Annotated in this window: 24 protein-coding genes; 15 read left to right on the plus strand and 9 right to left on the minus strand. The window is 69.4% G+C overall.

Annotated features, from left to right (window positions below; translation table 11 throughout):
• The first annotated feature begins 86 nt into the window (after positions 1 to 86).
• From AB0395_RS16435 to AB0395_RS16460, 6 genes are all read left to right on the plus strand, one after another.
• Positions 87 to 671, plus strand: coding sequence for a hypothetical protein (locus tag AB0395_RS16435; RefSeq protein WP_366281312.1), 585 nt, complete (start codon positions 87 to 89; stop codon positions 669 to 671).
• 54 nt (positions 672 to 725) lie between these two features.
• Positions 726 to 1058, plus strand: a complete 333-nt coding sequence (locus tag AB0395_RS16440) for a cytidine deaminase (RefSeq protein WP_366281314.1) — start codon at positions 726 to 728, stop codon at positions 1056 to 1058.
• Between the two features lie 17 nt (positions 1059 to 1075).
• Positions 1076 to 1996: a GTPase Era gene (era, locus tag AB0395_RS16445; RefSeq protein ID WP_366281316.1), complete on the plus strand. Its 921-nt coding sequence runs from the start codon at positions 1076 to 1078 to the stop codon at positions 1994 to 1996.
• A 61-nt stretch (positions 1997 to 2057) separates the two neighbouring features.
• Positions 2058 to 2258: a hypothetical protein gene (locus AB0395_RS16450; RefSeq protein WP_366281318.1), complete on the plus strand. Its 201-nt coding sequence runs from the start codon at positions 2058 to 2060 to the stop codon at positions 2256 to 2258.
• Positions 2259 to 2379: 121 nt separating this feature from the next.
• A complete protein-coding gene (locus AB0395_RS16455; protein WP_366281320.1) occupies positions 2380 to 3468 on the plus strand; it encodes a transporter substrate-binding domain-containing protein in 1089 nt (362 codons plus the stop codon).
• A complete protein-coding gene (locus AB0395_RS16460; RefSeq protein WP_366281322.1) occupies positions 3393 to 4625 on the plus strand; it encodes a hypothetical protein in 1233 nt (410 codons plus the stop codon). Before AB0395_RS16455 ends, AB0395_RS16460 begins: the two co-directional genes overlap by 76 nt.
• Here AB0395_RS16460 and AB0395_RS16465 read toward each other — a convergent pair.
• Entirely contained in the window at positions 4573 to 5562 is a 990-nt protein-coding gene (locus AB0395_RS16465; protein WP_366281324.1) for a GNAT family N-acetyltransferase, read from the minus strand. The two genes, AB0395_RS16460 and AB0395_RS16465, sit on opposite strands and share 53 nt — an antisense overlap.
• 114 nt (positions 5563 to 5676) lie before the next feature.
• Entirely contained in the window at positions 5677 to 5922 is a 246-nt protein-coding gene (locus tag AB0395_RS16470) for a DUF2630 family protein (protein ID WP_366281326.1), read from the minus strand.
• 337 nt (positions 5923 to 6259) lie between these two features.
• On the opposite strand from AB0395_RS16470, the gene leuA reads away from it, so the two are divergent.
• Entirely contained in the window at positions 6260 to 7972 is a 1713-nt protein-coding gene (gene leuA, locus AB0395_RS16475) for a 2-isopropylmalate synthase (RefSeq protein ID WP_366281328.1), read from the plus strand.
• 237 nt (positions 7973 to 8209) lie between these two features.
• Here the strand turns inward: leuA and AB0395_RS16480 are convergent, their stop codons facing one another.
• Positions 8210 to 8779, minus strand: coding sequence for a PadR family transcriptional regulator (locus tag AB0395_RS16480; protein ID WP_366281330.1), 570 nt, complete (start codon positions 8777 to 8779; stop codon positions 8210 to 8212).
• Between the two features lie 97 nt (positions 8780 to 8876).
• Between AB0395_RS16480 and AB0395_RS16485 the strand changes: the two genes are divergently transcribed.
• Together AB0395_RS16485 and AB0395_RS16490 are read left to right on the plus strand one after the other, a co-directional pair.
• Positions 8877 to 9455 carry a hypothetical protein gene (locus AB0395_RS16485; protein ID WP_366281332.1) on the plus strand — a complete coding sequence of 193 codons (579 nt, stop codon included), beginning with the start codon at positions 8877 to 8879 and terminating at the stop codon, positions 9453 to 9455.
• A gap of 58 nt (positions 9456 to 9513) precedes the next feature.
• The gene (locus AB0395_RS16490) at positions 9514 to 10845 is read left to right on the plus strand and encodes a carotenoid oxygenase family protein (RefSeq protein ID WP_366281334.1); all 1332 of its coding nucleotides are present in this window, start codon (positions 9514 to 9516) and stop codon (positions 10843 to 10845) included.
• Between the two features lie 295 nt (positions 10846 to 11140).
• Here the strand turns inward: AB0395_RS16490 and AB0395_RS16495 are convergent, their stop codons facing one another.
• Together AB0395_RS16495 and AB0395_RS16500 are read right to left on the minus strand one after the other, a co-directional pair.
• Complete coding sequence (locus AB0395_RS16495) at positions 11141 to 12010, minus strand: alpha/beta hydrolase (protein ID WP_366281336.1); 870 nt, start codon at positions 12008 to 12010, stop codon at positions 11141 to 11143.
• 206 nt (positions 12011 to 12216) lie between these two features.
• Positions 12217 to 12864, minus strand: a complete 648-nt coding sequence (locus AB0395_RS16500) for a PadR family transcriptional regulator (protein WP_366281338.1) — start codon at positions 12862 to 12864, stop codon at positions 12217 to 12219.
• A 337-nt stretch (positions 12865 to 13201) separates the two neighbouring features.
• Between AB0395_RS16500 and AB0395_RS16505 the strand changes: the two genes are divergently transcribed.
• Together AB0395_RS16505 and AB0395_RS16510 are read left to right on the plus strand one after the other, a co-directional pair.
• A complete protein-coding gene (locus AB0395_RS16505) occupies positions 13202 to 13537 on the plus strand; it encodes a hypothetical protein (protein WP_366281340.1) in 336 nt (111 codons plus the stop codon).
• Positions 13538 to 13911: 374 nt separating this feature from the next.
• On the plus strand, positions 13912 to 14685 hold the full coding sequence (locus tag AB0395_RS16510; RefSeq protein WP_366281342.1) for a DUF2267 domain-containing protein: 774 nt from the start codon (positions 13912 to 13914) through the stop codon (positions 14683 to 14685).
• A 49-nt stretch (positions 14686 to 14734) separates the two neighbouring features.
• Here AB0395_RS16510 and AB0395_RS16515 read toward each other — a convergent pair whose 3' ends face one another.
• Positions 14735 to 16582 carry a translation factor GTPase family protein gene (locus AB0395_RS16515; RefSeq protein WP_366281344.1) on the minus strand — a complete coding sequence of 616 codons (1848 nt, stop codon included), beginning with the start codon at positions 16580 to 16582 and terminating at the stop codon, positions 14735 to 14737.
• A 189-nt stretch (positions 16583 to 16771) separates the two neighbouring features.
• A complete protein-coding gene (locus AB0395_RS16520; protein WP_366281346.1) occupies positions 16772 to 17470 on the minus strand; it encodes a TetR/AcrR family transcriptional regulator in 699 nt (232 codons plus the stop codon).
• Between the two features lie 116 nt (positions 17471 to 17586).
• Here AB0395_RS16520 and AB0395_RS16525 point away from each other — a divergent pair, with 116 nt between their 5' ends.
• The 4 genes from AB0395_RS16525 (at position 17587) to AB0395_RS16540 (ending at position 20748) form a co-directional block, all read left to right on the plus strand.
• A complete protein-coding gene (locus tag AB0395_RS16525) occupies positions 17587 to 17931 on the plus strand; it encodes a YrdB family protein (RefSeq protein WP_366281348.1) in 345 nt (114 codons plus the stop codon).
• Positions 17932 to 17995: 64 nt separating this feature from the next.
• Entirely contained in the window at positions 17996 to 18940 is a 945-nt protein-coding gene (locus AB0395_RS16530) for an NAD-dependent epimerase/dehydratase family protein (protein ID WP_366281349.1), read from the plus strand.
• 104 nt (positions 18941 to 19044) lie between these two features.
• A complete protein-coding gene (locus AB0395_RS16535; RefSeq protein WP_366281351.1) occupies positions 19045 to 19935 on the plus strand; it encodes a Gfo/Idh/MocA family oxidoreductase in 891 nt (296 codons plus the stop codon).
• A 177-nt stretch (positions 19936 to 20112) separates the two neighbouring features.
• A complete protein-coding gene (locus tag AB0395_RS16540; RefSeq protein ID WP_366281353.1) occupies positions 20113 to 20748 on the plus strand; it encodes a hypothetical protein in 636 nt (211 codons plus the stop codon).
• 286 nt (positions 20749 to 21034) lie between these two features.
• Here AB0395_RS16540 and AB0395_RS16545 read toward each other — a convergent pair whose 3' ends face one another.
• Both AB0395_RS16545 and AB0395_RS16550 read right to left on the minus strand, forming a co-directional pair.
• Positions 21035 to 22045: an acetamidase/formamidase family protein gene (locus AB0395_RS16545; protein WP_366281355.1), complete on the minus strand. Its 1011-nt coding sequence runs from the start codon at positions 22043 to 22045 to the stop codon at positions 21035 to 21037.
• A gap of 147 nt (positions 22046 to 22192) precedes the next feature.
• On the minus strand, positions 22193 to 23587 hold the full coding sequence (locus AB0395_RS16550; RefSeq protein ID WP_366281357.1) for an APC family permease: 1395 nt from the start codon (positions 23585 to 23587) through the stop codon (positions 22193 to 22195).
• Between the last annotated feature and the right edge of the window lie 66 nt (positions 23588 to 23653).

The following is a 23653-nucleotide window of genomic DNA, read 5'->3' on the forward strand; positions in this document are numbered from 1 at the left end:
TCATGACGCGGGGGATTCGAGTGGTTATTACGGTTGCCGTGTGCGGGGTCCTGGCCGGGGGGCCGGTCGCGTGCGGTGGCGGGGCGGTGAACGACACCTCCGCAGGGAGCGCCGCGGGGGCGGAACTCGCGAGGCTGCGGGGGCTGCTGCGGGCGGGGGCGTCGAGGTTGCCGGACGGGTTCTCGGCCAGGCCGCGCGACGGGTGGGTGCCCCCGTTCAGGGCTGCCGACCAGGACTGCCGGTTCCTCCTCGACACGGCCGGAGGCGGGCCCGCCGAGTCCGGCGAGGGGACATGGGTGGCCGTGACCTATCCGGGCGACAGGCTGGGCGAGCTGGCCGGGGTCAGCCTGGCCTCGTACGCGGGGCAGGAGGCCGAACTCCACTTCGCCGAGCTGACCCAGGCGCTGAGCGGCTGCCGGGTCGCCAGGAACTCCCTGCCGGGCAGGAGGACCTCCTTCAAGGTCTCCGAGCTGAAGCTGGACGCCGCCGGGGCCGTCGTGCAGGCCAGGCGGCTGCACGGCAGGCTCAACGGATACCCCTACGAGATGCACGTGGTCTTCGCCCTCGCCGGGCACACCCTGGTCTCGCTGGTGCACACCGGGGTCGCGGACGTCGACGCCGGGCGTACCGGCCAGCTCGCCCGGTCGCTCATCGGCCAGACGCCCTCCTGACCGGCCGACCGGTGGTGGTCGCGTCCGATCCCGCGGGCTGAATACCCTTGTGTCGTGAGTGACGCGACCCTCGACCCAGAGGACAACAAGATCATCGTGCTGGCCCGCTCCGCCCGCGCCCGCAGTGGCGCGGCCGAAGGGGCGGCGGTGCGTGACGAGACGGGGCGGACCTACTCCGCGACCAACGTGGCGCTGCCGTCGCTGACGCTGTCGGCGATCCAGGTGGCCGTGGCGATGGCCGTCTCCAGCGGAGCCGAGTCCCTGGAGGCGGCGGCACTGGTCACGGCGGCGGACGGCCCGGCGGAGGCGGACGTGCTGGCGGTCCGCGATCTGGGCGGGCAGCGGCTGCTCGTGGCCGGTCCCGACGGGACGTTGCGTCAGAGCTGACCGCGCCATCGGGGACAATGGGTGGCGTGAGTTCCTCAGCTGCTGATTTCCATGCCGGTTTCGCCTGCTTCGTCGGCAGGCCCAACGTCGGCAAATCCACGCTGATGAACGCGTTGGTCGGCACGAAGGTGGCGATCACCTCGTCCAAGCCGCAGACCACCCGCCGGGCCATCAGGGGCATCGTGCACCGCCCCGACGCCCAGCTCGTCATCGTGGACACCCCCGGCCTGCACCGGCCCAGGACCCTCCTGGGCGAGCGGCTGGACAGCCTGGTGCTGTCCACCCTCACCGAGGTCGACGTGATCGGCTTCTGCGTGCCCGCCAACGAGCCCGTCGGCAAGGGCGACCGGTTCATCGCCGAGAAGCTCGCGGCGGTCAAGAAGACCCCGGTCGTCGCCGTGGTGACCAAGTGCGACCTGGCGACCCGGGAGCAGATCGCCGCCCAGCTGCTGGCGGTCTCCCAGCTCGCCGAGTTCGCGGAGATCGTCCCGGTCTCCGCGGAGTCGGGCGAGCAGCTCGACGTGGTCGCCGACGTGCTGATAGACCGGCTCCCCGAGAGCCCGCCGCTGTACGAAGGGGGTCAGCTCACCGACGAGCCCGAGCAGGTGCTGGTGGGGGAGCTGATCCGCGAGGCCGCGCTGGAGGGGGTCAGGGACGAGCTGCCGCACTCGATCGCGGTCGTCGTCGACGAGATGTTGCCCCGCGAGGGCCGCGACGACCTGCTCGACATCTACGCGCACATGTTCGTCGAGCGCCCGTCGCAGAAGGCCATCGTGATCGGGCACAAGGGCACCCGTCTCAAGGACGTCGGCAGCCGGGCCCGCAAGCAGATCGAGGCGCTGCTCGGCACCCGGGTCTATCTCGACCTGCGGATCAGCGTCGCCAAGGACTGGCAGCGCGACCCCAAGCAGCTCCGCCGCCTGGGCTTCTACGACTGAGCCGTCCGGGAGGCGCCGGGGCCGGGGAAGAACCCGTCTGTACGACCGGAGGGCAGTGCCGATGTACAGGTTTCTTCTCAGGGCGTTGTTCTTCGGGGCTGGGGCCTTCCTGGTCATCATGCTCGACCTCCGCGTCGAAGGCAGGCCGACCGCCGACTGGCTGCTGCCCGCGTTGTCCTTCACCGGAATCGCGGTCGCGGCCGTCGGCACGGCCGAACTACGGGCCCGCAGGAAGGCCGGGAAGGACGACTCCCCCCGCTGACCTTCCGCGGACACCGGAGAAGGCGTCCTGGCACGCTCCTTTGATCTCGTCTTGGTGAAGCGGCACCCGCTTTCCTGGACCGCGACATAGCCTGCGGGCAAACAGGGAGCCCGGAGGCGTCATGAGCGAAGAACCCGCGGACGCGGGGGCGGAGTCCGAGGAACCGCAGGCTCCCGTCGAGGCCCGTGTCCTCCAGCCCGGGCCGCCAGAACCCCCGCCGCCCGAGCCCGGCAGGAAGCGACGCACGAGACGGTTCCGGCTGGCCGCGTGGATCGCCGTGGTCCTGGCGGCCGTCGTGGTCGGCGCGTCGGTCCTGTGGGTCAACGGGCCGCCGACCGAGGACGAGCTGCGGGAGCAGGCCGGGCTGTTCGGCAAGGAAACGCTCAGGATCGGCGTCAAGAACGACACTCCCGGCGTCGCGTACCAGGATCCGAACACCCATCTTTTCAGCGGGTTCGACATCGAGATCGCCTACATGATCGCCGCTGATCTGGGCTACCGGTGGAACAAGGTCGTCTTCGTGCCCATCGAGACGGAGGACAGGGCGCGCATGGGGGCCTCGAACCCCGGCGGCAAGGTCGACCTGGTGGTCGCGACCTTCAGCTCGACGGAATCCCGGAGGAAGGACCCCTCCGTCGGCCTCTCCACGCCCTATTTCAGCACCGAGCAGTCCGTGGTGACCCAGTCCGACTACCCCGAGAAGATCACCTCCCTGGAGCAACTCGCGGGCAAGAAGGTCTGCACGCTCGGTACCTCGACCTCGGAGGCCGAGCTGAGGAAGGCGACGAGGGCGAAGGTCACCGGCGAGAATCAGATCAGCGGGTGCATAGAGGGTCTGAAGAACGACACGTACGACGCGGTGACGACCGACGCGGCCATCCTGGCCGGGTTCGTCGTCGAGTCCCAGAAGAACAAAGATAAGCGCAAGTGGTTCAAGCACCACGACATCGGCCTGGAGAAGAACGAGATGTGGGCGGTGAACACGGGCCCGAACAAAGCGCTGCGCACCCTGGTCGAGCTCGCGCTCTACGACTCGTACGCTAACCCGAAGAACCAGACGTGGGAGCAGGCCTTCGATCACTACATCCGTCCGATGATGTCGGTCGGCAGCGGCGTGGCCCAGACTGAGCAGCCGTGCGTGCCGCCTCCGCAGGTGCGCAGCTGGCCATGGGAGCGGGCCTTCTCCGTCGACAACTGCCCGTCCCCGTGAAGCGCGCCCGGCGCGTCAAGGCCACGCCGAGGAACCAGGAGTGGCTGCTCACGCTCCTGCCGGTGTTCCCCCTCGTCCTGCTGGTGGTGCGGCTGTGGTACGCCAGCAGGCAGGACACCCAGACGCTGCTCCTGCTCCTGCAGAGCATCAGCCCGCTCGGCCTGCTCAGCGTCACCCTGCTGACGGCTGTCTGGATCCTGCCCGCCCTCGTTCTGGTCGGCAAGGTGCTCGGCACCCTCTACTGGGTCAGCGCGCGCCGCTCCTCCTGGCTGGTGCGGGCCGCGGAACGGCTTCCCGGCTGGGTGGTGATCCTGGCCGTCCTGGTCGGCCTGTTCTCCTGGCAGCTGCGCTTCCTGCCGACGCTGATGATGCTGGCGCTGGCCGCGGGGGGCCTGACGGTCAGGGACCGCTTCCCCCACCACGAGGAGTTGCGCACCGCGTTCTGCTACGCGCTGCCCGTGATGGCCGCGATCCTCTCCTACGTGGCGCTGTGGCCCGCCATCGCCGCCGCGTTCGCCGCGCACGACGTGGCGACCGCGGTTCTCCTGACGCTTCCGCCGGGAGCCGCGCCCCTGCTGACCGGTCCGGTTCCCGAGGCTCCCGCCAGGACGCTCACCCACGGCATCGCCATCGCGCTCGCGGGTTTCGCGCCGTTCCTGGTCGGTGTGGCCGTGATGCGCGCGCCGATCCTGCCGCTGACCGCCCTGGAGGTGGTGGAGAAGAACGAACCGCCCCGGGTGCTTGTCGGCTACCTCGTCGCGAGCGACGACCAGATGTCCACCGTTCTGGAGCGTGACGGCGGTGTGAGCTTCGTCCGGAACGACACGCTCCGGTCCAGGGTGCTGTGCCCGGACCCCGGCGAGGTGCCCCGGACCCTGGTGAGCCTGCACGGCTGGTACGTCGAGCAGAACGTGGCCTCCTGGCTCGCGCCGACCCGTCCCCGTCCGGTGCTGCCCGACCCGCGCTGCCAGGGACGGTCCGTCAGTGATCCGGAGAGCAAGGGGAAGTGCCTGGACGGAACGGGGGAACGGGGCAGGGAAGTGGCGCGGGAGAACGAGGGCCGGGGACGTGAGGCGGCGCCGCACCGGTCCTCTCCGGAAGCCGTCAGAGCCGCAGCTGCCAGAAGTGCCAGGTGTCGAGCGCCACGAAGCCCATGAGGTCGTTGATCGCGACCATGTGCGTGTTGGAGTCGGCGTTCCAGGTGAGGACGTGCCGAACGGCGGGCTCGCGCCCGTGGAACCAGGACGTGTTCTCGATCTTCATGAGCAGGCCGAGCCGGTGCCCCCTATGGGCCGCGAGCACCGTGGTGTCCCCCTGGTGTCCCCAGTCCTCCGGCTCTTCCCGGCTCGCGTAGAGCTGGGTGAAACCCGCGGGCTCTCCGGTCTCCTCATGCCGCGCGAACGTCGTGTACGCCAGCAGCCCGGCAGCCTCGGTCGCCGCCTCGGAGGCGAGATAGCGCTCCGCGTCCCACCGTGACCCCTCGATCTCCAGGTCGTCCTGCGGGGCGTCGTTCATCCCGGCCATCAGCTCCACCATGTCGGGGACCAGCCCCCGAGGCGTCGCGCCCGCCCACCGTTCCAGCCGGTAACCCGCCGCCCGCCGTACGGCCGCCGCCCGCATCCCGTCGAGGGCGTCCCAGTCCGCCGCGCGCAGGTCCAGGGCCCTGCGGGTGTCGACGATCCCCAGCTCGGCCCCGGCGCTCGCGGCGAACGCGGTGGTGGCCTCATCCGCGGGGGCGCCGCACAGGATCAGCTCGCGGCCGTGCACGCGGGCCCGCCGCCCGGCGTGTTCCAGCAGTGCGGATCCCGTCCCGCGCCGCCGGTGGCCGGGATGGACCACGAAGAAGTGCAGTTCGCAGACGTGGGTGTTGTCCGTCGTCGGGCAGTGCAGGCTGTAGCCGCCGAGAACGCGGCCCGCCTCCTCGGCCACCCACGCCTCCGTGTACTGGTTCGACCAGCCACGCTCGGCCATCACGGTGAAGCGCCGCAGGCCGAGCAGGGGGCCTGGCCTGCCGGTTTCGGAGGCGAGGTGAGTCGCGTGCCACTCGGCCACCCGGCGCCCGGGAACGGTGAAGTCGATCCGCTCGATCCGCATGACCCAAGGAGAACCCGGACCGCTCCCACGGGGCGAACGGTTTTTCCCGAGGCGCGTGCCCCGCCGGTCTTCGAGACGCGTGCCCTGCCGTGCTCCTCGGAGGGTGCGCGTGCCCTACTGGCGGTACTCCTCGACCTCCGGGATCGGGCGCGGTGCCGCCGAGTCGGGGTCCTCCCCGAACTCCCGGCGCGCCCGCCGCTGCCTGAGCAGGTCCCATGCCTGGTCGAGGGCCTCCTCCAGCTGGGTGATCCGGTTGTTCTCCTCGTGCGAGGAGATCGAGCCGGAGGCCAGCCGCTGGCGGAGGCCGTGCTCTTCGGCGATCAGCTCGTGGATGTGGGTGAGGATGTCGTCATCTTTCATGTCCGTTCCCCTGTCATCGGCGGTAGCGCCACTGTAACCCGCGACCGGAAACGGTGGACACGAGCTGAAACGCGCCCCGCGCGCACCACCTGTGCGCGGGAGACTCGTACGGGCGGTCACCCACCTCACCGGGGCCTCGGTGGTCGCTCCTGCCTCACGTGTCCCGCGATGTGAGACCGTGTCTCAAGTATTCGGGAGCGTCTGCTAACGTGCTAGGCATGCTGCGCGGGCTGCTTCTTAGCTGCCGCGACGAGGGCCTGTAACAGGCCGGCTCCCTCGTCGCGGAGCGAGCCATGCGTGTCGGCCGTGATTATCTTTCCAGCCGAGGAGCCTTTCCATGTATCCGCAGCAGCAGTCCAGTTCCATGCCTTTCAAGCGTTACCAGCCTTATGCCCCGGTTCGGCTCGACGACCGCACCTGGCCCGGCAAGGTCATCGACCGCGCTCCCCAGTGGTGCGCCGTCGACCTGCGTGACGGCAACCAGGCGCTGATCGACCCGATGGACTCCCACCGCAAGCTCAAGATGTTCGAGCTGCTGGTGAAGACGGGCTACAAGGAGATCGAGGTAGGCTTCCCGGCCGCCTCGCAGACCGACTTTGACTTCGTCCGGCAGATCATCGAGGAGGGCCGGATCCCCGACGACGTGGTGATCCAGGTCCTGACCCAGGCCAGGGCCGAGCTGATCGAGCGGACCTTCGAGTCGCTGCGCGGGGCCAAGCAGGCCATCGTCCACCTGTACAACTCCACCTCGACGCTGCAGCGCCGGGTCGTCTTCGGCCAGGACAGGGACGGCATCACCGCGATCGCGGTCGAGGGCGCCAAGCTGTGCAAGAAGCTGGCCGCCGAGCTGGAGGGCACCGAGATCTACTTCCAGTACTCGCCCGAGTCCTTCACCGGGACCGAGCTGGAGTACGCCGTCGAGGTCTGCGACGCCGTCAACGACGTCTGGCAGCCGACCCCTGACCGCAAGGTCATCGTCAACCTGCCCGCGACGGTCGAGATGGCCACGCCGAACGTCTACGCCGACCAGATCGAGTGGATGCACCGCAACCTGGCCTACCGTGACTCGATCGTGCTGTCCCTGCACCCGCACAACGACCGGGGCACCGCCGTGGCCGCCGCCGAGCTGGGTTACCTGGCCGGAGCCGACCGCATCGAGGGATGCCTGTTCGGCAACGGGGAGCGCACCGGCAACGTCTGCCTGGTCACCCTGGGCATGAACCTGTTCTCGCAGGGCATCGACCCGCAGATCGACTTCTCCGACATCGACGAGATCCGCAGGGTCACCGAGTACTGCAACCAGCTGCCCGTCCACCCGCGTCACCCCTGGGGCGGCGAGCTGGTCTACACCGCCTTCTCCGGGTCCCACCAGGACGCCATCAAGAAGGGCCTGGAGCACCTGGAGCGCGACGCCGCCGAGGCGGGCGTGCCGGTGGACGAGTTCACCTGGGCGGTGCCGTACCTCCCGATCGACCCCAAGGACATCGGTCGCACCTACGAGGCGGTCATTCGGGTCAACAGCCAGTCGGGCAAGGGCGGGGTCGCCTACATCATGAATGCCGACCACCACCTGGACCTGCCGCGTCGCCTGCAGATCGAGTTCTCCCGCGTCGTGCAGAACCGCACGGACGCTTTCGGCGGCGAGGTGAACCCGGCCCAGATGTGGGAGGTCTTCACCGACGAGTACCTCCCGAACCCGGCCAGCCCGTGGGGCCGCCTGGGCCTGCTGGCCCACCGCACCGTATCCAGGGGGGACGACAAGGACGCCATCGGCGCCGACCTGCGTGTCGACGGTGAGATCCGCGAGGTCGAGGGTGTCGGCAACGGCCCCATCTCCGCCTTCTGCGACGCCCTGGCCGGGATCGGCATCCAGGTCCGCGTCCTGGACTACGCCGAGCACGCGATGAGCGCGGGCACCGACGCCAAGGCGGCCTCCTACATCGAGTGCGAGGTCGCGGGCCAGGCGCTGTGGGGCGTCGGCATCGACGCCAACACCACGACCGCCTCGCTGAAGGCCATCATCTCCGCCGTCAACCGCGCCACCCGCTAGGCGTGCCACCTGCTCCCTCGCCGGACGACGCCTTCTTCACGGCGTCATTTCGGCGAGGAGCGACACTGACCTGATCGGCGCCGACGGGCGGACGTGACAAGGCGCCCACGAGGCGATCACGTTCTCCACTTCGACCGCGTCCGCCGCGAGATCCGCGCGAGGCGCGGTCGAGTCGTGTCCGGAGCCGGTCGAGCCCTTGTCTCGGGGGAGCGGCCTGCCCCGGGGCCCGCGTCCGGCTTACTCGGGTCGCGCCTCCGGCTCAGGAGCGCTGCCGGGCTTCTTCTCGATTTCCTTCTCGATCTCCTTCTCGGCCCACAGGGCCCAGTCCCGCTGCATGGCGCTGAAGCGCAGCCCCCAATCCAGCGCGAGCCTGCCGTACACCGACAGATCGTCGTCCATCTTCTCCACGACCTCCTTCAGCGGGGCCAGCTTCTTGATCCGTTCCTCCCCGAGCTCCGCCTGCCGCCGCAGGTAGGCGCGTGCCTGCTCGGGGCGGATCTGGCCGAGGAAGAAGACGCGCAGGAGCATCTCGCTGCGCCTGGCGATCGGGCCCGGGTCGGTCTCCGTCATCCAGTGACGGAGCTCGGCGAGCCCGGCCTCGGTGATGGCGTATTCCTTGCGGCCGCGTGGTCCCTCCGCGCTCACCTCGACCAGCCCGGCGTCCGCGAGGCGGCCGAGTTCGGCGTAGACCTGGCTCTGCGTGGCGGGCCACACGTTGGCCAGGGAGATGCCGAAGGTCTTCAGCAGGTCATAGCCGCTCGCAGGAGACTGTCCCAGCAGGCCCAGCAGCGCGTGTCGGAGGCTCATGACGGCGATCCTACATTCCACTGTTGACATGTCGCTACAGGAGCTTCTATCTTCGACCTGTCTGCACAGGAATGTCGAGTGTGAAGAGAGTTCAGCCATGATCCGCAGTTTCCTTGGATTCCTCCCGTGGATCGTCTACGCCGTCATCGCCACCGGCGACGAGTGGCGGTACGGCGCGCTGGCTGGCTTGGTGATCGCACTCGGCGTCATTTTCATGGACCGTCGCACGGGCAAGGCGTGGGACCAGATGGTGATTGAGACCAGCGCGGCGGTGTTCTTCGTCCTGGTCACCTTGATCTCCTTCGTGGATCCCGGCTCCCCGCTCATGCCGTACGGGCCGGCCCTCGTCAACGCCTGGCTGGCGCTCACCGCCTGGGGGTCGCTGGCCATCCGCAAGCCCTTCACCCTCGGCATCGCCAGGACCATGGCGCCGGAGGAGGTCTGGCGGACTCCCCAGTTCTACCGGGTCAACGCGGTCATCACCGCGGTGTGGGGTGTCGCCTTCGTCGTCGCCGCGGTGCTGCTGGCCGTGCTGCTGGCCGTCGCCCCGCACGCGACCGCCGCCGTCATCACCATCAAGATCGTCACCTTCGTGGCGCCCATGCTCTTCACCATCCGCTACCCCAAGGCCGTCGCCGCTCGCTACCGGGGCCAGACGGCAGGCGACGCGGCCTGACCGACGCCCTTTCCGACCCTGCTCTTCCTGATTTCCACTGAGTCATTTGGAGCTGATCGTGACCACCACTTCTGAAACCTCCGAGACCCCCGCGCCGCCCGCCTACCTCAGCGGCCACCTCGCCCCGGTGCCCGACGAGATCGGCGCCTTCGACCTGCCGGTCACCGGCACCCTGCCGCCGGAGCTGACGGGACGCTACTTCCGTAACGGTCCCAACCCGCTGCCCGGCCAGGACTCGGGCCACTGGTTCGCCGGTCCGGGCATGCTTCACGGCATCAGGCTGAGCGAGGGCCGCGCCGAGTGGTATCGCAACCGCTGGGTGCGCACCCGCTCCTTCACCGAGGGCGCCCAGCTCGTCGGCCCGGACGGCGTCGACAGGACCGCCGTCAGCGCGAACACCTCCGTCATCCGGCACGCCGACAAGATCTTCGCACTCGTCGAGAGCGGCTTCCCGTACGAGGTGACCCCCGAGCTGGACACAGTCGGGCCGTGGGACTTCGGCGGGCGGCTGACCACCGCGATGACCGCGCACCCCAAGCTGGACCCGGCGACCGGCGAGCTGCACTTCTTCGGATACGGCTTCGAGGCGCCGTACCTGACCTACCACCGCCTGACCGCGGCGGGGGAACTGGTGGAGAGCCGCGTCGTCGACGTCCCCGGGCCGACGATGGTCCACGACTTCGCGATCACCGAGAACCACGTGATCTGGCTCGACCTGCCAGTCGTCTTCGACATGGAGCGGGTCGGAAGCGGCCTGCCGTTCGGGTGGGACGACTCCTACGGGGCCAGGCTCGGCGTGATGGACCGCGCGGGGAAGGTGACCTGGTTCGACGTCGACCCGTGCTACGTCTTCCACGTCGGCAACGCCCGCGAGGACGCCTCGGGGCGCGTGGTGCTCGACGCGGTCCGCTACTCGCGGGAGTCCTTCAACGCCATCTGGGATCGCATCAGCGGCAGTGCCAACCCCGCCGTCGAGACCGGGGGAGCGGTGCTGCACCGCTGGACGCTCGACCCCGCGAACGGCACGGTCAAGGAGGAACAGCGCGACGACCGCGCGGTCGAGTTCCCCACCTTCAACGAGGACCTGCTGGGCCGTGCCAGCGGCCTGCTGTACACCGTCTCCGACGACGCGATCGTGAAGTACGACACCGAGACCGGCGCGGGGCAGGTCAAGGACGTCGGCGGCCACCCCGGCGAGGCGGTCTTCGTGCCCGCGGCGGGCGCCGAGACCGAGGACGGCGGCTGGCTGATGTCGATCGTCACCGACCACTCGGGAGACGCCTCAAGGCTCCTCGTCCTGGACGCCGCCGATCTGGAGTTCGTCGCCTCGGTCGAGCTTCCCCGGCGTGTCCCGGACGGCTTCCACGGCAACTGGCTGCCCGACCTCTGATCCGGGAGCCCTTCCCTCACCGCCGGTGTGATCGTCTCACCGGCGGTGAGGTCCGAAAACGAGCGTTGTCCACCCTGTAGAGGTTTCGCAGGGGCATCGGGGGCCGAACGGGGTGAGCGGATGTCCCGCTCACCCCGTTCGATGTGAGGAAAAAAATTCCATTCGGTGGAGATGAGCATCGGCGCCGGGCCGGTGGGTTCTCGTTGTCCTGGAAACCTCGGTGTCCATCGGACAGTGCGGCGACTCCGACGCAGTCGCAGTCGCCGCCGTCGCTCGTCCGGGTGGGCGTGGCCCGTTACGGGCGGGTCAGGAAGTGGCGTAGTTCCCGGGCGACCTGTTCCGGGTGGCCGCCCTTGCCGGTGTTGCCCGAGGCCCCGTGGCCGAGGCCGGGGAACTCGACGCGCCGGGCGTGTGGCAGCGCCTTCTCCAGCGCGTCGAGCGCGGTCTTCAGATACGCGGGACTCCTGCCGCCGCCGAGCAGGAGAGCCTCGATGTCCACGGCCTTGAAGTCGTCCACCATGTCGGTCGTCTCGATCGCCAGACGCGCCTCGTAGTGCAGCGTCGGCGCGAGCGCCCCGAACGGCACCTCGTCGCCCCCGGCCCTCGCCTTCCTGTCCTCGCTCGCCATGAGCATGATCGTGAGCAGTTTGAGCAGCCAGCGGGGCAGGCGGTCGAAGAGCGGGGGACCCATCCGGGTTCCCAGCATGCCCGTGACGAGCGCCGCGGCCACCTTGCCCCGGGCCATCTCCCTGTCGTACCGCTCCAGCCACGCGGTCGAGAGCGAGCCGTCGACGATCAGCGGGGGTTCGAACACGGCGACCCTGTCCAGGGCGGAGGTGGTCAGGGCCGTCTGAAGCGCGACGACGCCGCCCGAGCTGACCCCGAAGACGTCGCGGGCACCGGTCGCGGTCAGCAGTGCGAGCAGGTCCTCGACCTCGGTGCGTATGGAGTGGTCTCTTCTGTGCGGACCACTCAGGCCGCGGCCTCGGCGGTCGGGCAGATAGAGGGTGAAATCGGCGGCCAGCGCCTGCGCGAGCTGCAGGTGACTGGCCGACGACTCCATGGCCCCGTGCAGCAGCACCACCGCACGGCCGCCGCCGAGAGTGCGGTAGCCGATGGCGGTGCCGTCCGCGGAGATCACAGAGCCGATCTTCACGTTCGTCATGGTTCCTCCCAGGAACCGCGCGGAGCCGGTACGGCCCGGCGCCCGCGCGTCGATTCGGATGGTGTGCGCCCGAACCGGCCCGTTGGGAGAAGCCCGGCTATCCTTGCGATTGCCACCTCGTGGCCGGGGTTTCCGTTCCCGCGGGTCTCGGTTCGAGGCCGACGGCCCGGCGGGGTGTTCCCGCACCCCACCGGGCCGTTCTCAGGTCAGTCGGTCGTCCTCCCCCTTCGCGTGAGGTCGGTCAGCTCGGGCGGCATGTCGCCCGTCTCGTGGAAGGCCCCCCACTGCGCGAGGCCGGGAAACGAGCCGGTCGTGAGCTCGTCGAGCAGCGACCTGACCCAGGCCGCCTCCGCCTCGCGCATCGCCAGGGCGTACTCCGCCTCGACGAGGAACAGGCGGGGCACCTCGTCGCCGTTCCGCCGCAGCGCCTCGCGCTGGTCCGCGATCCTCTCCTCAAGCCCGGTGAGCCGCTGTCCGAGCAGGACCACGGCCTCGTCGGGTGGCAGGCCTCCCAGCACGGAGAGCCCGGCCTCGAACCTCGGATGCTCCCGCTCGGGGACCGAGATCAGCTCGCGCGTCCAGTCCTCAAGCTCCGCGCGGCCCGCGTCGGTGATCCGGTAGACCGTCCGCTCGGGACGGCCTCCCTGCCGTGTGCTCTCGACCTCGGCGATGAAGCCGTGTTTCTCCAGATTCCGCACGACCGTGTAGAACGACCCCCACTTGATCTGCAGGTCCTCGTCCTTGCTCCACGCGCGGAGCAGTGAGGCCATCTCGTAGGGGTGAGCCTGCCGCTGGACGAGGGTCGTGAGCACGCCGAGGGCCAGCAGGTTGCCGACTTTGCGGCGCTTCGCCATCACATCACCTCGCCAACGATTACTCGTCTACGAGCATACGGGCGCGAGTAAAGGGAGGCAAGAGCGGCCTCCACGGCCTCCCCGGTGGAGATGCGAAGGCCCTGGGTGATCGCGCGCCTGCTCGGAGTGACGATGGAAAAGGATTCCGCCTAGCGGCATTTCTCTGGCTCTCAGGTATTGCTTAGGAAAGTTTCCTATACAAGACTCTGTCTTAGATCCCCTGCCTGCTGTTGTTCGTCCCGCTATCGGTGGCGGACCGTTGAGGTCAAATGGTCCTGCGGGAATCGCCGGCACCGCCGGAAACGGAAAGCGGATCCTATTCCCTTTGGAGACATTCATGTCCCGACGTGTTCTCACGCTGCTCTCAAGTGCCGTCCTGGCCGCCGCCGCGGTGCTCGCCGCGTCCTCTCCCGCGCAGGCCGCCGTCGTCGAGTACGGCGAGAGCCCGATCAGCACGGGCTACTACTGCGCCAGCAAGGTCAACTCCCAGTCCTTCATCGGTCTCTACGAGTACGGCTCTCTCAGGTGCTACAGCTACACCGGCGGCCGGCTCACGTACGTGGGCTCGGGAAACGCCTATGACGCCTGCCGGTTCAGCCACCCGACCAGCGTGGTCGTGGGTGCCAAGGAAGGACTGCCGGACCACTACCTGATCTGCCTGCTCCAGGTCTGAGATCGGCGCGGTCGCCCGGCGGGTCTCCCGGCTCGTGCCGGACGACGGATCGACGGCTGAGCGGCTCCGCCGGGTGACCGGCGGAGCCTCCTCGGGCCTGGCACGGCGTTCCGGCGCGGATCTCCTCGACGGATCGCCGTGCCGCCCCGGTCGCTCCACGAACTGCCGCGCCGAGCTCTTCCCGCCTTTCACCCATGACGCGTGTCTCATGGGATGGTTAGTAGAGATATTTCCTTTCTCTTGCTCGACGTTCCGCTCTTTTCGGCTATACCGAGTTGACCGGGTCCATTGGTGGCCGATTCGGGAATCGGGGTAGCTGACCAGGAAAGGCCGGAGCGCATGCGTTGCCCTACGAGCCGGGGGAGGAGCGAGCCGTGGAGTACGAGGAGTTCATCGACATCCTGAAGCAGTACGACGATCTCGGCACCGAGGAGGCGGAGCGCGCCGTGCGCGCGACGCTCCAGACACTGGGGGAGCGGCTCCCCGACGGCGAGGGCAGGGGCGTTCTCCAGCGGCTGCCCATGAGAGTGAAACCCTGGATCGGCGCCGCCGACGCCCACGAGCCCTTCGACGTTGAGGAGTTCCTGCGCCGGGTGGCCGAGCGCGAGGAGGTGGACGTCGAGGTGGCCGCGCGGCACGCCCGTGACGTCTTCTGGGTGCTCGGGCAGGCGGTGGCCCCGGAGGAGATCACCGACATCGCGGCAGGCCTGTCCGAGGACTTCGATCCGCTGCTCGTCGAGGCCCAGCGGCGCAGTCTCCGGGTCATGCCCGCGGAGGAGTTCCTCGCCCGGGTCGCGAGCAGGGCCGGGCTCGACGCCGCGGGAGCCCACCGTGCCAGCGAGGCCGTGTTGCAGACGCTCGCCGAGCAGGTCGCGGGCGGCCGGGCGGAGAACCTGATCTGCGAGCTGGCCGTTCCACTGCACGAGCCGCTGAAACGGGGCGCGTCGGAGGGGCTCGCCACGGACGGGCGGATGCCGCTGGAGGACTTCACGTGCCGCGTCGCCGAGCGCCAGGGCGTGAACCGGGAGGAGGGACGCGGGCACGCCCAGGCCGTCTTCACCACGTTGCGCGAGGCGGTCACCGAGAAGGGATTCCTCGACGTCATGGCCGGGCTTCCCGAGGAGTACCGGACACTGCTGAGCGCCTGAGACCACGGGTTTCTTCGCGGATCCCCGGCCCCGCGGGCTCGTCGCGGTCTCATCTCCCGTGACCTTGACGGCGCTTCGGCGGCGCACCGATGACCGGCCGGTCACCACAGGGCTGCGACCACCACACTCCCTCGCCGCGTGACAGGCCCGGTAGCCGACGCTCGGCCTCCTGCACGCTCCTGGCCGGGATCTCCCCCCTGATCAGCCACGTCTGCTGCCCGGAGGTTTCGGTGAGCTGCGCGCCGAGCCCGGTCAGCAGTACGGTGACCGCGCTGAGCGCCTCGTGCGGCACCTCCGCCTCGAAAATGTGGCACGGCTCGAACACGGTGGTCCCCGCCTGCCTGAGGGCCCGCCGGAGCACCAGGGGGACCAGGCCGCGGAAGTCGCCCGCGGCGGTGATCGGGGAGAAATAGCCGGTGCGGGTCAGCGTGACCGCGCAGTCGGTGATCGGCCAGCCGTTCGGCCCCTCCTGGAGCGCCTGGTGCACGCTCTCCTCGATGGCCCGGTGAAAGGCCAGCGGCAGCGAGCCGAGGTTCACCTCCCGCCGGAAGGTGATGTCGGAGCCGGGCTCGACGCGCAGCCCGACGGTGGCGTAGAAACCGCTGGACCCCTGCTGGTCGATCTCCGTGACCGCTTCGGCCCTGCCGTGCGGGCGCTCCAGGTAGACCGGCCTGCTCTCCTCGAAAACGGCCTCGACCCCGAAGTCGTCACGCAGCGTCTGGGCGATGACCTCCTTCTGCACCTCTCCGTACAGCAGCACCGAGACGCCTTCACCCTCAACCGTGCGGGTCTGGATCAGCGGGTCCTGGTCGGCCAGGCTGGCCAGTGCGGCGTGCAGCCGGGCGGCCTCGGTCTCGTGGCGGGGCCGTACCAGGGTCTCCAGGCTGGGCCGAGCGAAGCGCGGCTGGTCGGCCAGGTCGGGAGCGGCCCCCACACGGTCGCCGACCCGCACCTTCGACAGGCCCCACACCTTGGTGATCGCCGGAGTAGCACCGACGGTACGCAGCGCGGTGACGCGCTCGGTGTGCTCGCCGCCGGGGCGGCGCAGGGTCAGCGGCCTGCGTGGGTGCAGCTCGCCCTCGAACAGCCGCAGATAGGCGATCTTCTGCCCACCGCCGTCGCGTTCGACGGCGAAGACGGTACCGCGCGGCGGCCCGTCGGCCTGGGGGGCGGCCGGGAGCAGGCCGGTGATGCCGTCGAGGAGCTCGACCACGCCCTGCCCGCCAATCGCCGAGCCGAAGAACAGGGGATGCGTCAGCCCCTCCGCGGTCTGGGCGCGCAGGAGGTCACGCAGAACACCGGGGCCGGGAGCGCGGCCGTCGACGAGATCGGCCAGCAGCCGGTCGTCGTGTTCGGCCAGGGCCTCCGCCGCGTGTTCGATCGGCAGGGGCCGGGTACGGGCGGCGGGCGTGGCGATGTCCTCGACCGCGTTCATGACGACGATGTGCGGCGACAGCCTGCGACGGATGTCGGTCAGTGTCTCCTCCTGCCGCGCGCCCGTTCGGTCGATCTTGTTGACCAGGATGAGGGTCGGCAGACGCATCCGGCGCAGCGTCCTCATCAGGACGCGGGTCTGCGCCTGGACGCCCTCGACCGCGGACAGCACGAGCACCGCGCCGTCGAGGACGCCGAGGGCGCGTTCGACCTCGGCGATGAAGTCGCTGTGGCCGGGGGTGTCGATGAGGTTGACCTGCAGGTCACCGACGGTGAAGGGGGCGACGGCGGTGCGGATGGTGATGCCGCGCCGGCGTTCGATGGCGCCGCTGTCGGTCTGGGTGCTGCCGGAGTCGACGCTGCCGAGCCGGTCGATGGCGCCGGTGTGGAACAGCAGCCGCTCGGTGAGGCTGGTCTTACCCGCGTCGACGTGCGCGAGGATGCCGATGTTCAGGACACGCATGGGCTGTGGAGACCTCGAGAACTCTAGTGCCAGTGGGGCGCTGGGAGATGTCGAGGCTCTGCCGCATGCTGTGCTCCTGGGACGTCGGGTAGGCGGACATCCTCCCAGCCGTCCCATGCGGGCCGCGATCGGTTTTTCTGGTTCGTGTCTCCGAAAGCCCCGGCGCCAGAACCGCGCGGGGCGCGGGGGTCAGAGGGGCAGGCCGAGGAAGGCCGCGTGGCAGCGCATGGAGTGGTCGAAGGCCGTGGTGCGGTCCAGGATCACGTTGTTGAACTGGCCGAACAGTTCGAAGTTGACCCAGCCGAACAGCCCCGTCCAGACGATCAGCGCGCGGGCGATGACGTCGTCCGGGACCTCGGAGATGACCGCGCGCACGCGGCTCGCGTCATCGCCGAACGAGGGAGGCGGGGGCGGGCAGATGCCCGGCGGGTTCAGGGCTCCCGCGCGGTGGGCGTCGGAGACGATCTGCCCGTAGACGGTGGTGTCGCGGATCGCGGCGGCGACGGTGTCCATCGGCGCCTGATAGCCAGGCACGGGCGAGCCGTACAGCAGGGCGTACTCGTGTGGATGGGCCAGCGCCCAGTCCCGTACGGCGTGGCAGACCGCCAGCCACCGGCCCGTGTGGTCCTCCCGGGGACGGGCGGCGTCCGCGTTCTCCACGGCCTCGCCGACGGCGTTGTAGCCGTCGATGATCAGGGCCGTGAGCAGGTCGTCCCTGGACGGGAAGTAGCGGTAGATCGCCGAGGAGACCATCCCCATCTCGCGGGCCACGGCGCGCAGGGACAGGCCCGCCGCCCCGTCGGTCGCGAGCTGGTTGCGGGCGATGTCGGTGATCTCGCGGGTCAGCTCGGCGCGGACCCGTTCTCGTGCTGTGCGGCTTGAGCTCATGCTCAGGACCATATCAGAGCACCGAAATAAAAAAAGAGCACCGCTCTTGACGGGCGGCGCTCATTGGCGAGAGCATTGCTCTCAGAACGGAATGGCAATCTCTAAGGAGTCCCCCGATGCTGTCCCTGGCCAAGAACGTCAACCTCCTCGTCGCGTTCCTGCTGGAGTTGGGCGTTCTCGCCTCGACCTGCTATTGGGGGTTCACCGTCGGCCAGAGCTGGCCGGTGAAGTTGCTTCTCGGGCTCGGCGCGCCCGCGCTGTTCATCGCGCTCTGGGCCGTCTTCGGCGCGGCCAACGGCGCGCTGATCCCGCTCACCGGGTTCGCCCGGGTGGTGCTTGAGGTCCTGTGGTTCGGCGGCGGCGCCGCGGCGCTGGTCATGGCGGGCCGCCTGACCCCGGGCCTCGTCTTCGCCGCCGTCTACGTCGTCAACGCCGTGCTGCGGCTGCTGTGGAACCAGTGAAAACCGCGCGGAACCGGTGAATACCGCGTGGAATCGATGAGAAACGATGAAAGGAAAGACGGTCATGGGTAAGCACGTCATCGCGGGAGCCGGTCAGGTCGGCGCCCAGGTCGCCCTGCTGCTGGCCGAACAGGGACACGAGGTCGTCCTGGTCAGCCGCTCAGGATCGGGGCCCGACGCCCGGGGAATCCGCAAGGTCGCCGCGGACGCGGCCGACCGGGAGCGGATGACCGAGCTGACCGGGGGAGCGGACGTCCTCTACAACTGCGTCAACCCGCCCTACCACCGCTGGGCGCAGGACTGGCCGCCGATGTCGCAGTCGCTGCTGGCCGCGGCGGAGAACAGCGGGGCGGGATACGTCATGCTCGGGAACCTCTACGTCTACGCCGCCCCTGAGCGCCCGATGCGGGAGGACGACCCGCTCGAACCGCCCAGCGCCAAGGGCGCCGTCCGGGTCCGTGTGTGGCGGGAGGCTCTGGCCGCGCACGAGGCGGGACGGGTCCGGGTGACCGAGGTGCGCGGATCTGACTACTTCGGTCCAGGCTGCCTGAGCCAGTCGCATCTGGGAGAGAGGTTCGTCCCCCAGATGCTCGGCGGCAAGCCGGTCCGCCTCGTCGGGGACCCGGACCAGCCGCACAGCTGGACCTACGTGCCCGACGTGGCCAGGGCCCTGGTGACGGCCGCGACCGACGACCGGTCCTGGGGGCGGGCGTGGCACGTCCCGACGACGGAGCCGATGTCGGCCGGCCAGGTCGCGGACCGGCTGTGCGCGCTGGCGGGCGTGCCGAACCCGGGGGTCAAGGCCATGCCCCACTGGATGATCCGCGCGGCCGGGCTCTTCTCCCCGATGCTCGGCGAGCTCGAGGAGCTGCGCTACCAGTTCGTCAGGCCCTTCGTCCTGGACTCGACCGACTTCCAGAAGGTCTTCGGCGTGACGCCGACCCCGATGGACGAGGCACTGACCGCCACGATCGCCTGGTGGCGCGACCGCCTGGCCTCGGCGGCGTGAACCGTGCGGCGTACGGCCGCGCCCCGGACCCGGCTCCGCGCTCCCCGGACGGCGCGGGGCGGAGTCCCGGACCCACCTCGGTGGCGCGGCCGTACGCTCTGGGCATGAAGATCGCCATGATCGGCCTCGGGGACATCGCGCGGAAGGCCTACCTTCCGGTGCTCGCCGCCACCCCCGGCCTCGACCTGCACCTGTGCACCCGCGACCGCGCCACCCTCGACCGCCTCGGCGACACCTACCGGATCGAGCGTCGTTTCACGTCGGTCGGCGAGGTGATCGGCGCCGGGATCGAGGCGGCCTTCGTGCATGTGGCGACCGACGCCCACACGGAGATCGTCGAGCCGTTGCTCAGGGCCGGTGTCCACGTCTACCTGGACAAGCCGATCGCCTCCACGCTGGAGGGCTCGGAACACCTGGTACGGCTGGCCCGCGAGCGGAACCTGTCGCTGTTCGTCGGCTTCAACCGCCGCAGGGCACCGGCGTACACGGCCCTGCTCGACCTGCCCCGCCACCTGGTCGTGATGGAGAAGAACCGGGAGAACCTCCCCGAGGACCCGCGCACCGCCGTCTTCGACGACTTCATCCACGTCGTGGACACCCTCAGATTCCTGGTGCCGGGACAGGTCGAGCACACCGGCGTCCGGGCCAGGGTCAGGAACGGCCTGCTCGAGCACGTGACGCTCGAGCTTTCCGGGGACGGCTTCACCGCCTTCGGGATCATGAACAGGGTGAGCGGCGCCGCGGAGGAGACCGTCGAGGTGATGGGCGGGGGAGCCAAGCGGCGGGTGGTCAACCTCGCCGACGTGGTCGACTACGCGGGCGCGGAGACGCTGACCCGCCGCGGCGACTGGGTGCCCGTCTCCCGCCAGCGCGGCATCGAGCGGGCCTGCCTTGAGTTCCTCGGCGCGGTCGGCTCGGGAACCCGCGTCGACGCGGAGGACGCCCTGGCCACCCACGCCCTCTGCGAGGACATCGTGGCCGCGTGCCTGGAGTGAGTCTTTCCACGACACGCATCGCAAGGTGTGTCGATGCCGGTTTTCCCGCTGAAGGTGGGAGACGATGCCAAGGGCGGTGAAAAGCCGTCTCATCCGATCTGTGGCAGTCGTCCGGTGTCCAACCCCCCCTGCACGGAGACGGGCCGTGACGTCATGGATTTCCATCAAGGGGGAGAAGTGACTGAGCGGAGTGCTCGATCGGGTGCCGCCCTGGCCGCGGCCTTTCTGGCGGTGATGTTGCTCAGCGGCTGCAACCCCGGCGCGCCGTCGGCCATGACGCCTCTGGCGAGCACGGCTCCGGCGGCCGGCGTTCCGGCGACCACCGCGCCCGCGGCCGAGGCTGAGGCCGGGGCCGGGGCCGCGCCGACCTCGGGACCCGAGTCTGCGGACACCACGCCCTGCCCGACCACCGGCAACACCAAGCGGTTCGCGAAGATCCGTTTCGCCCTGCACGCCGGGCTCGCACTGGGCGCCTTCCAGCGCTACATCTACAAGCCCCTGCGAGCGGGCGGGTTCAAGGCCGGGGCGGAGAAGCGCAAGCGCACCTTCGTGAAGGCCGCGGTGGCGGGGCTGTTCGCGATTCACGAGCTGAAGGTGGCCAAGAAGTTCGCCGAGGCCAACCCGACGCTGTGCCGGGGAGTGAAGGCAGTGAGCGGCACGTTCGCGTCCCTCACGAGCAAGCTGAAGGGCGGAAGCGCGACTCCGGAGGACCTCCAGGCCGCCCAGAACGCCTTCGGGGAGCTGCAGAAGCAGGCCACGAGCAACGGGTTCGGCTTCAAGGAGAAGAACGTCACCGTCCCGGGCGCGGGCTGAGCGCTTCGGAGAATGGGCCGGCCCGGATCCGGGAGAGGGTCCGGGCCGGCCCATTCCGGGTCCGGGAGGGGAGTTCGACGAACGGGCCGGTTCCTGATCCGGTGAGGAGTCTCAGGAAACGGGCCGATCCCGGGCTGGTAAGAGGTTCCCGGGAACGACCGGGTTCCGGGTCCGGTCAGTCAGATGAGGTTTTCGGACCGTTTCTGATCGCAAGCTGGGAAAGTCCCGCGCCGCGCACCCCGGCGGTACGTGACGCGGGACGGCTTCCCCGCGCAGGCCCCCGCTGTTAGCGCTGGGCGAGGTACTGTCGGCCCAGGTCGCGCAGACGCTCGTGGGCCGACTCGTAGACACCGCGCCCGCCCAGGTAGGCCTTGGGGAGCTTGGCGACCATCGTGTAGTTGCTGTCGCAGACGTTGCCGACCGGAGCCTCGCCGATCTGGCTGACCAGCTGGTAGGCGTCCAGGGTCTCCAGGCCGGTGACCTCGGAGGTCCAGGTGACCAGGTCGTGCTGGCTGATCCGGTAGGCGTCCTCAAGCGGGCGGGCCGAGCCGGTCGACATCAGGCTGTGGTCATCCTCGAGGCGCGGCCACGGGGTGGTGACGCCCTTGATCAGCTCGACCGCGACCACGGTGTTCATCGCCGACTCGATGGCCGTGCCGCACACCTCGCCATGGCCCTGGCGGGCGTGCCCGTCACCGACCGCGAACAGGCCGCCCTCGACGTTGACACCGAGGTAGACGGTCACGCCCGCGCGCAGCTCAGGGGTGTCCATGTTGCCACCGTGGGCGTCCGGGGTGATGGTCATCCGGGCCTCGGACGCGCCGGGCGCGACGCCGACCGTGCCGTGCATCGGGTCCAGCGGCAGCTCGACCGTGAAGTCGCTCTTGCGGGCGTGGTAGCGGGCGACGCCCGCCGCCACGTCGATGTCGTAGCGCCAGACGACCTCGTCGAGCGGCGGGGTGAGCATGGCGGTCGTGTGCGTGCCGGTCAGCGCCCCGAAGTGCGGGAACGTGGCCGACATCGCCCAGTCCCTGGCAGGCTCGATGGAGACGAAGTGCAGCGCGAGCGTGTCGCCGGGCTCGGCGCCCTCGACGTGGAAGGGGCCGGTGACGGGGTTCAGATAGGGGAACTCGCAGACCTGTGAGGGCAGGTCGTCGACGGAGCGGACCCGGCCGCCGAAGCAGTCCTCGGTGTACATCTCGAGGATCGTGCCGGGCTTGATGGTGCCGACGGCGGGCCTGCCGCCAAAGGTGTAGCTGAGGTCTTCGGGGGATGGCTTGTAGGAGACGACGTTCACCGCACACCCGCCCGGCTGAGGTTCGTTACCGAGTTGAGGAGAGCCGAGGTGAAGCCCTCTTCCACCTCGAGAAAGATTTCGAACATGTGCTCTGTCCTTGGTTATGTCGAGTAGGTGTGGCGGGGGGTGTGCGGCACGTCGTCGGTGTTACTTGAGGGGGGCGTCGTGCGACTCGCCCAGGGCGGCCAGCAGAGGGCGGCGGCCGTAGGCGTAGAAGGTGGCGAGCACCAGCAGGCCGATGGCGAGCCAGATGATTCCCACGAGCTGGGCCGCGATGCTGGCGTTGATCACCACGAAGACCAGGATCCCGAAGCCGATCAGCGGGGCGAGCAGGTGCCGCCACCAGTCACGGCTGCCGTTCCTGAAGAAGTAGTGGATGACCACCGACAGGTGCAGCGCGAGGAAGGCGGTCATCGCGCCGAAGTTGACGAGGCTGCTGATCAGCGCGATGCCGTCCTCGCGGTTGGCCAGGAAGAGCCCGACGGCCAGGGAGACGGCCGCGACGAGGATGGTGGCGTTGACCGGAACCTTGTTCTTCGGGTGGATCTTGGCGAGGAAGGCGGGCAGCTGGCGGTCGCGGGCCATGGCGTACAGCAGACGCGAGGTGGCGGCCTGGGCGACCAGGGAGTTGGCGAAGCCCCAGGCGATGGCGGTGGAGACGGCGGTCAGGATGCTGAGCCAGTGACCGCCCGCGAACTCGGCCATGTCGTAGAACGCGGTCCCGTTGGGGTCGCCGCCGCTCAGCAGCTGGCTGCGGTTCGGGGTGAGCAGTGCGCCGATCCAGGTCTGCACGATGAACAGCGCGCCCGCCAGGCCCAGCGCCGCGATCATCGACTGGCCGATCTTGCGGCTGTCGACCTTGCTCTCCTCGGCCAGCATGGAGATGCCGTCGAAGCCGAGGAAGGACAGCACCGCGACGGAGACCGCGCCGAAGGCCAGAGGCCAGCTGAACGTGTCGGAGTTGAATAGCGGAGTCAACGCGCCCGTCTGCGCCTTGCCCTGGAGCAGCGCGAACAGACCGATGAGGATGAAGATCGCGAGCACGATGAGCTCGGCGATCAGCATGTACCTCGTGATCTTCGCGGTCATCTGGATGCCCAGGTAGTTGACGACCGTGTTGAGGACCACGAACACGATCAGCCAGGCCCAGACCGGCAGGGGGACGAACGAGGCCATCGCCAGGCTGGCGATGAGATAGAGCAGGGCGGGGACGAGCACGTAGTCGAGCAGCATCGCCCATCCGGCCAGGAAGCCGACGGGGCCGACGATGCCCCGGCCCGCGTAGGTGTAGACCGACCCGGCCATCGGGAACGCCTTGGCCATCTGCGCGTAGGAGAACGCGGTGAAGGCCATCGCGACCATGCCGATGATGTAGGCGAGCGCGACCATGCCACCCGACGCCTGGAAGACACTGCCGAAGATGCCGAACGGCGCGATCGGGACCATGAAGATCAGGCCGTAGATGAGCAGATCGTTGAAGCTGAGGGACCTTCGGAGTTCTTGCCTGTAGCCGAACTGTTCCAGGGAGGGGTCAGTAGTCATGGAACGACTCCTAGAAGAGGTGTGCAGGCGTCACTTTAGGACGAATCTTTGAAAAGGAAAAGTTTG

The organism is Streptosporangium sp. NPDC051023, from assembly GCF_040689595.1.
Taxonomy (GTDB): domain Bacteria; phylum Actinomycetota; class Actinomycetes; order Streptosporangiales; family Streptosporangiaceae; genus Streptosporangium.

Coding starts and splice junctions, on each gene's coding strand:
- AB0395_RS16495 (WP_366281336.1), bottom strand. CDS start 12,010: ATGACGAACGTGAAGATCGGCTCTGTGATCTCCGCGGACGGCACCGCC.
- leuA (WP_366281328.1), top strand. CDS start 6,260: ATGTATCCGCAGCAGCAGTCCAGTTCCATGCCTTTCAAGCGTTACCAG.
- AB0395_RS16470 (WP_366281326.1), bottom strand. CDS start 5,922: ATGAAAGATGACGACATCCTCACCCACATCCACGAGCTGATCGCCGAA.
- AB0395_RS16530 (WP_366281349.1), top strand. CDS start 17,996: ATGGGTAAGCACGTCATCGCGGGAGCCGGTCAGGTCGGCGCCCAGGTC.
- AB0395_RS16525 (WP_366281348.1), top strand. CDS start 17,587: ATGCTGTCCCTGGCCAAGAACGTCAACCTCCTCGTCGCGTTCCTGCTG.
- AB0395_RS16450 (WP_366281318.1), top strand. CDS start 2,058: ATGTACAGGTTTCTTCTCAGGGCGTTGTTCTTCGGGGCTGGGGCCTTC.
- AB0395_RS16465 (WP_366281324.1), bottom strand. CDS start 5,562: ATGCGGATCGAGCGGATCGACTTCACCGTTCCCGGGCGCCGGGTGGCC.
- AB0395_RS16550 (WP_366281357.1), bottom strand. CDS start 23,587: ATGACTACTGACCCCTCCCTGGAACAGTTCGGCTACAGGCAAGAACTC.
- AB0395_RS16480 (WP_366281330.1), bottom strand. CDS start 8,779: ATGAGCCTCCGACACGCGCTGCTGGGCCTGCTGGGACAGTCTCCTGCG.
- AB0395_RS16520 (WP_366281346.1), bottom strand. CDS start 17,470: ATGAGCTCAAGCCGCACAGCACGAGAACGGGTCCGCGCCGAGCTGACC.
- AB0395_RS16515 (WP_366281344.1), bottom strand. CDS start 16,582: ATGCGTGTCCTGAACATCGGCATCCTCGCGCACGTCGACGCGGGTAAG.
- era (WP_366281316.1), top strand. CDS start 1,076: ATGGGTGGCGTGAGTTCCTCAGCTGCTGATTTCCATGCCGGTTTCGCC.
- AB0395_RS16455 (WP_366281320.1), top strand. CDS start 2,380: ATGAGCGAAGAACCCGCGGACGCGGGGGCGGAGTCCGAGGAACCGCAG.
- AB0395_RS16535 (WP_366281351.1), top strand. CDS start 19,045: ATGAAGATCGCCATGATCGGCCTCGGGGACATCGCGCGGAAGGCCTAC.
- AB0395_RS16500 (WP_366281338.1), bottom strand. CDS start 12,864: ATGGCGAAGCGCCGCAAAGTCGGCAACCTGCTGGCCCTCGGCGTGCTC.
- AB0395_RS16485 (WP_366281332.1), top strand. CDS start 8,877: ATGATCCGCAGTTTCCTTGGATTCCTCCCGTGGATCGTCTACGCCGTC.
- AB0395_RS16505 (WP_366281340.1), top strand. CDS start 13,202: ATGTCCCGACGTGTTCTCACGCTGCTCTCAAGTGCCGTCCTGGCCGCC.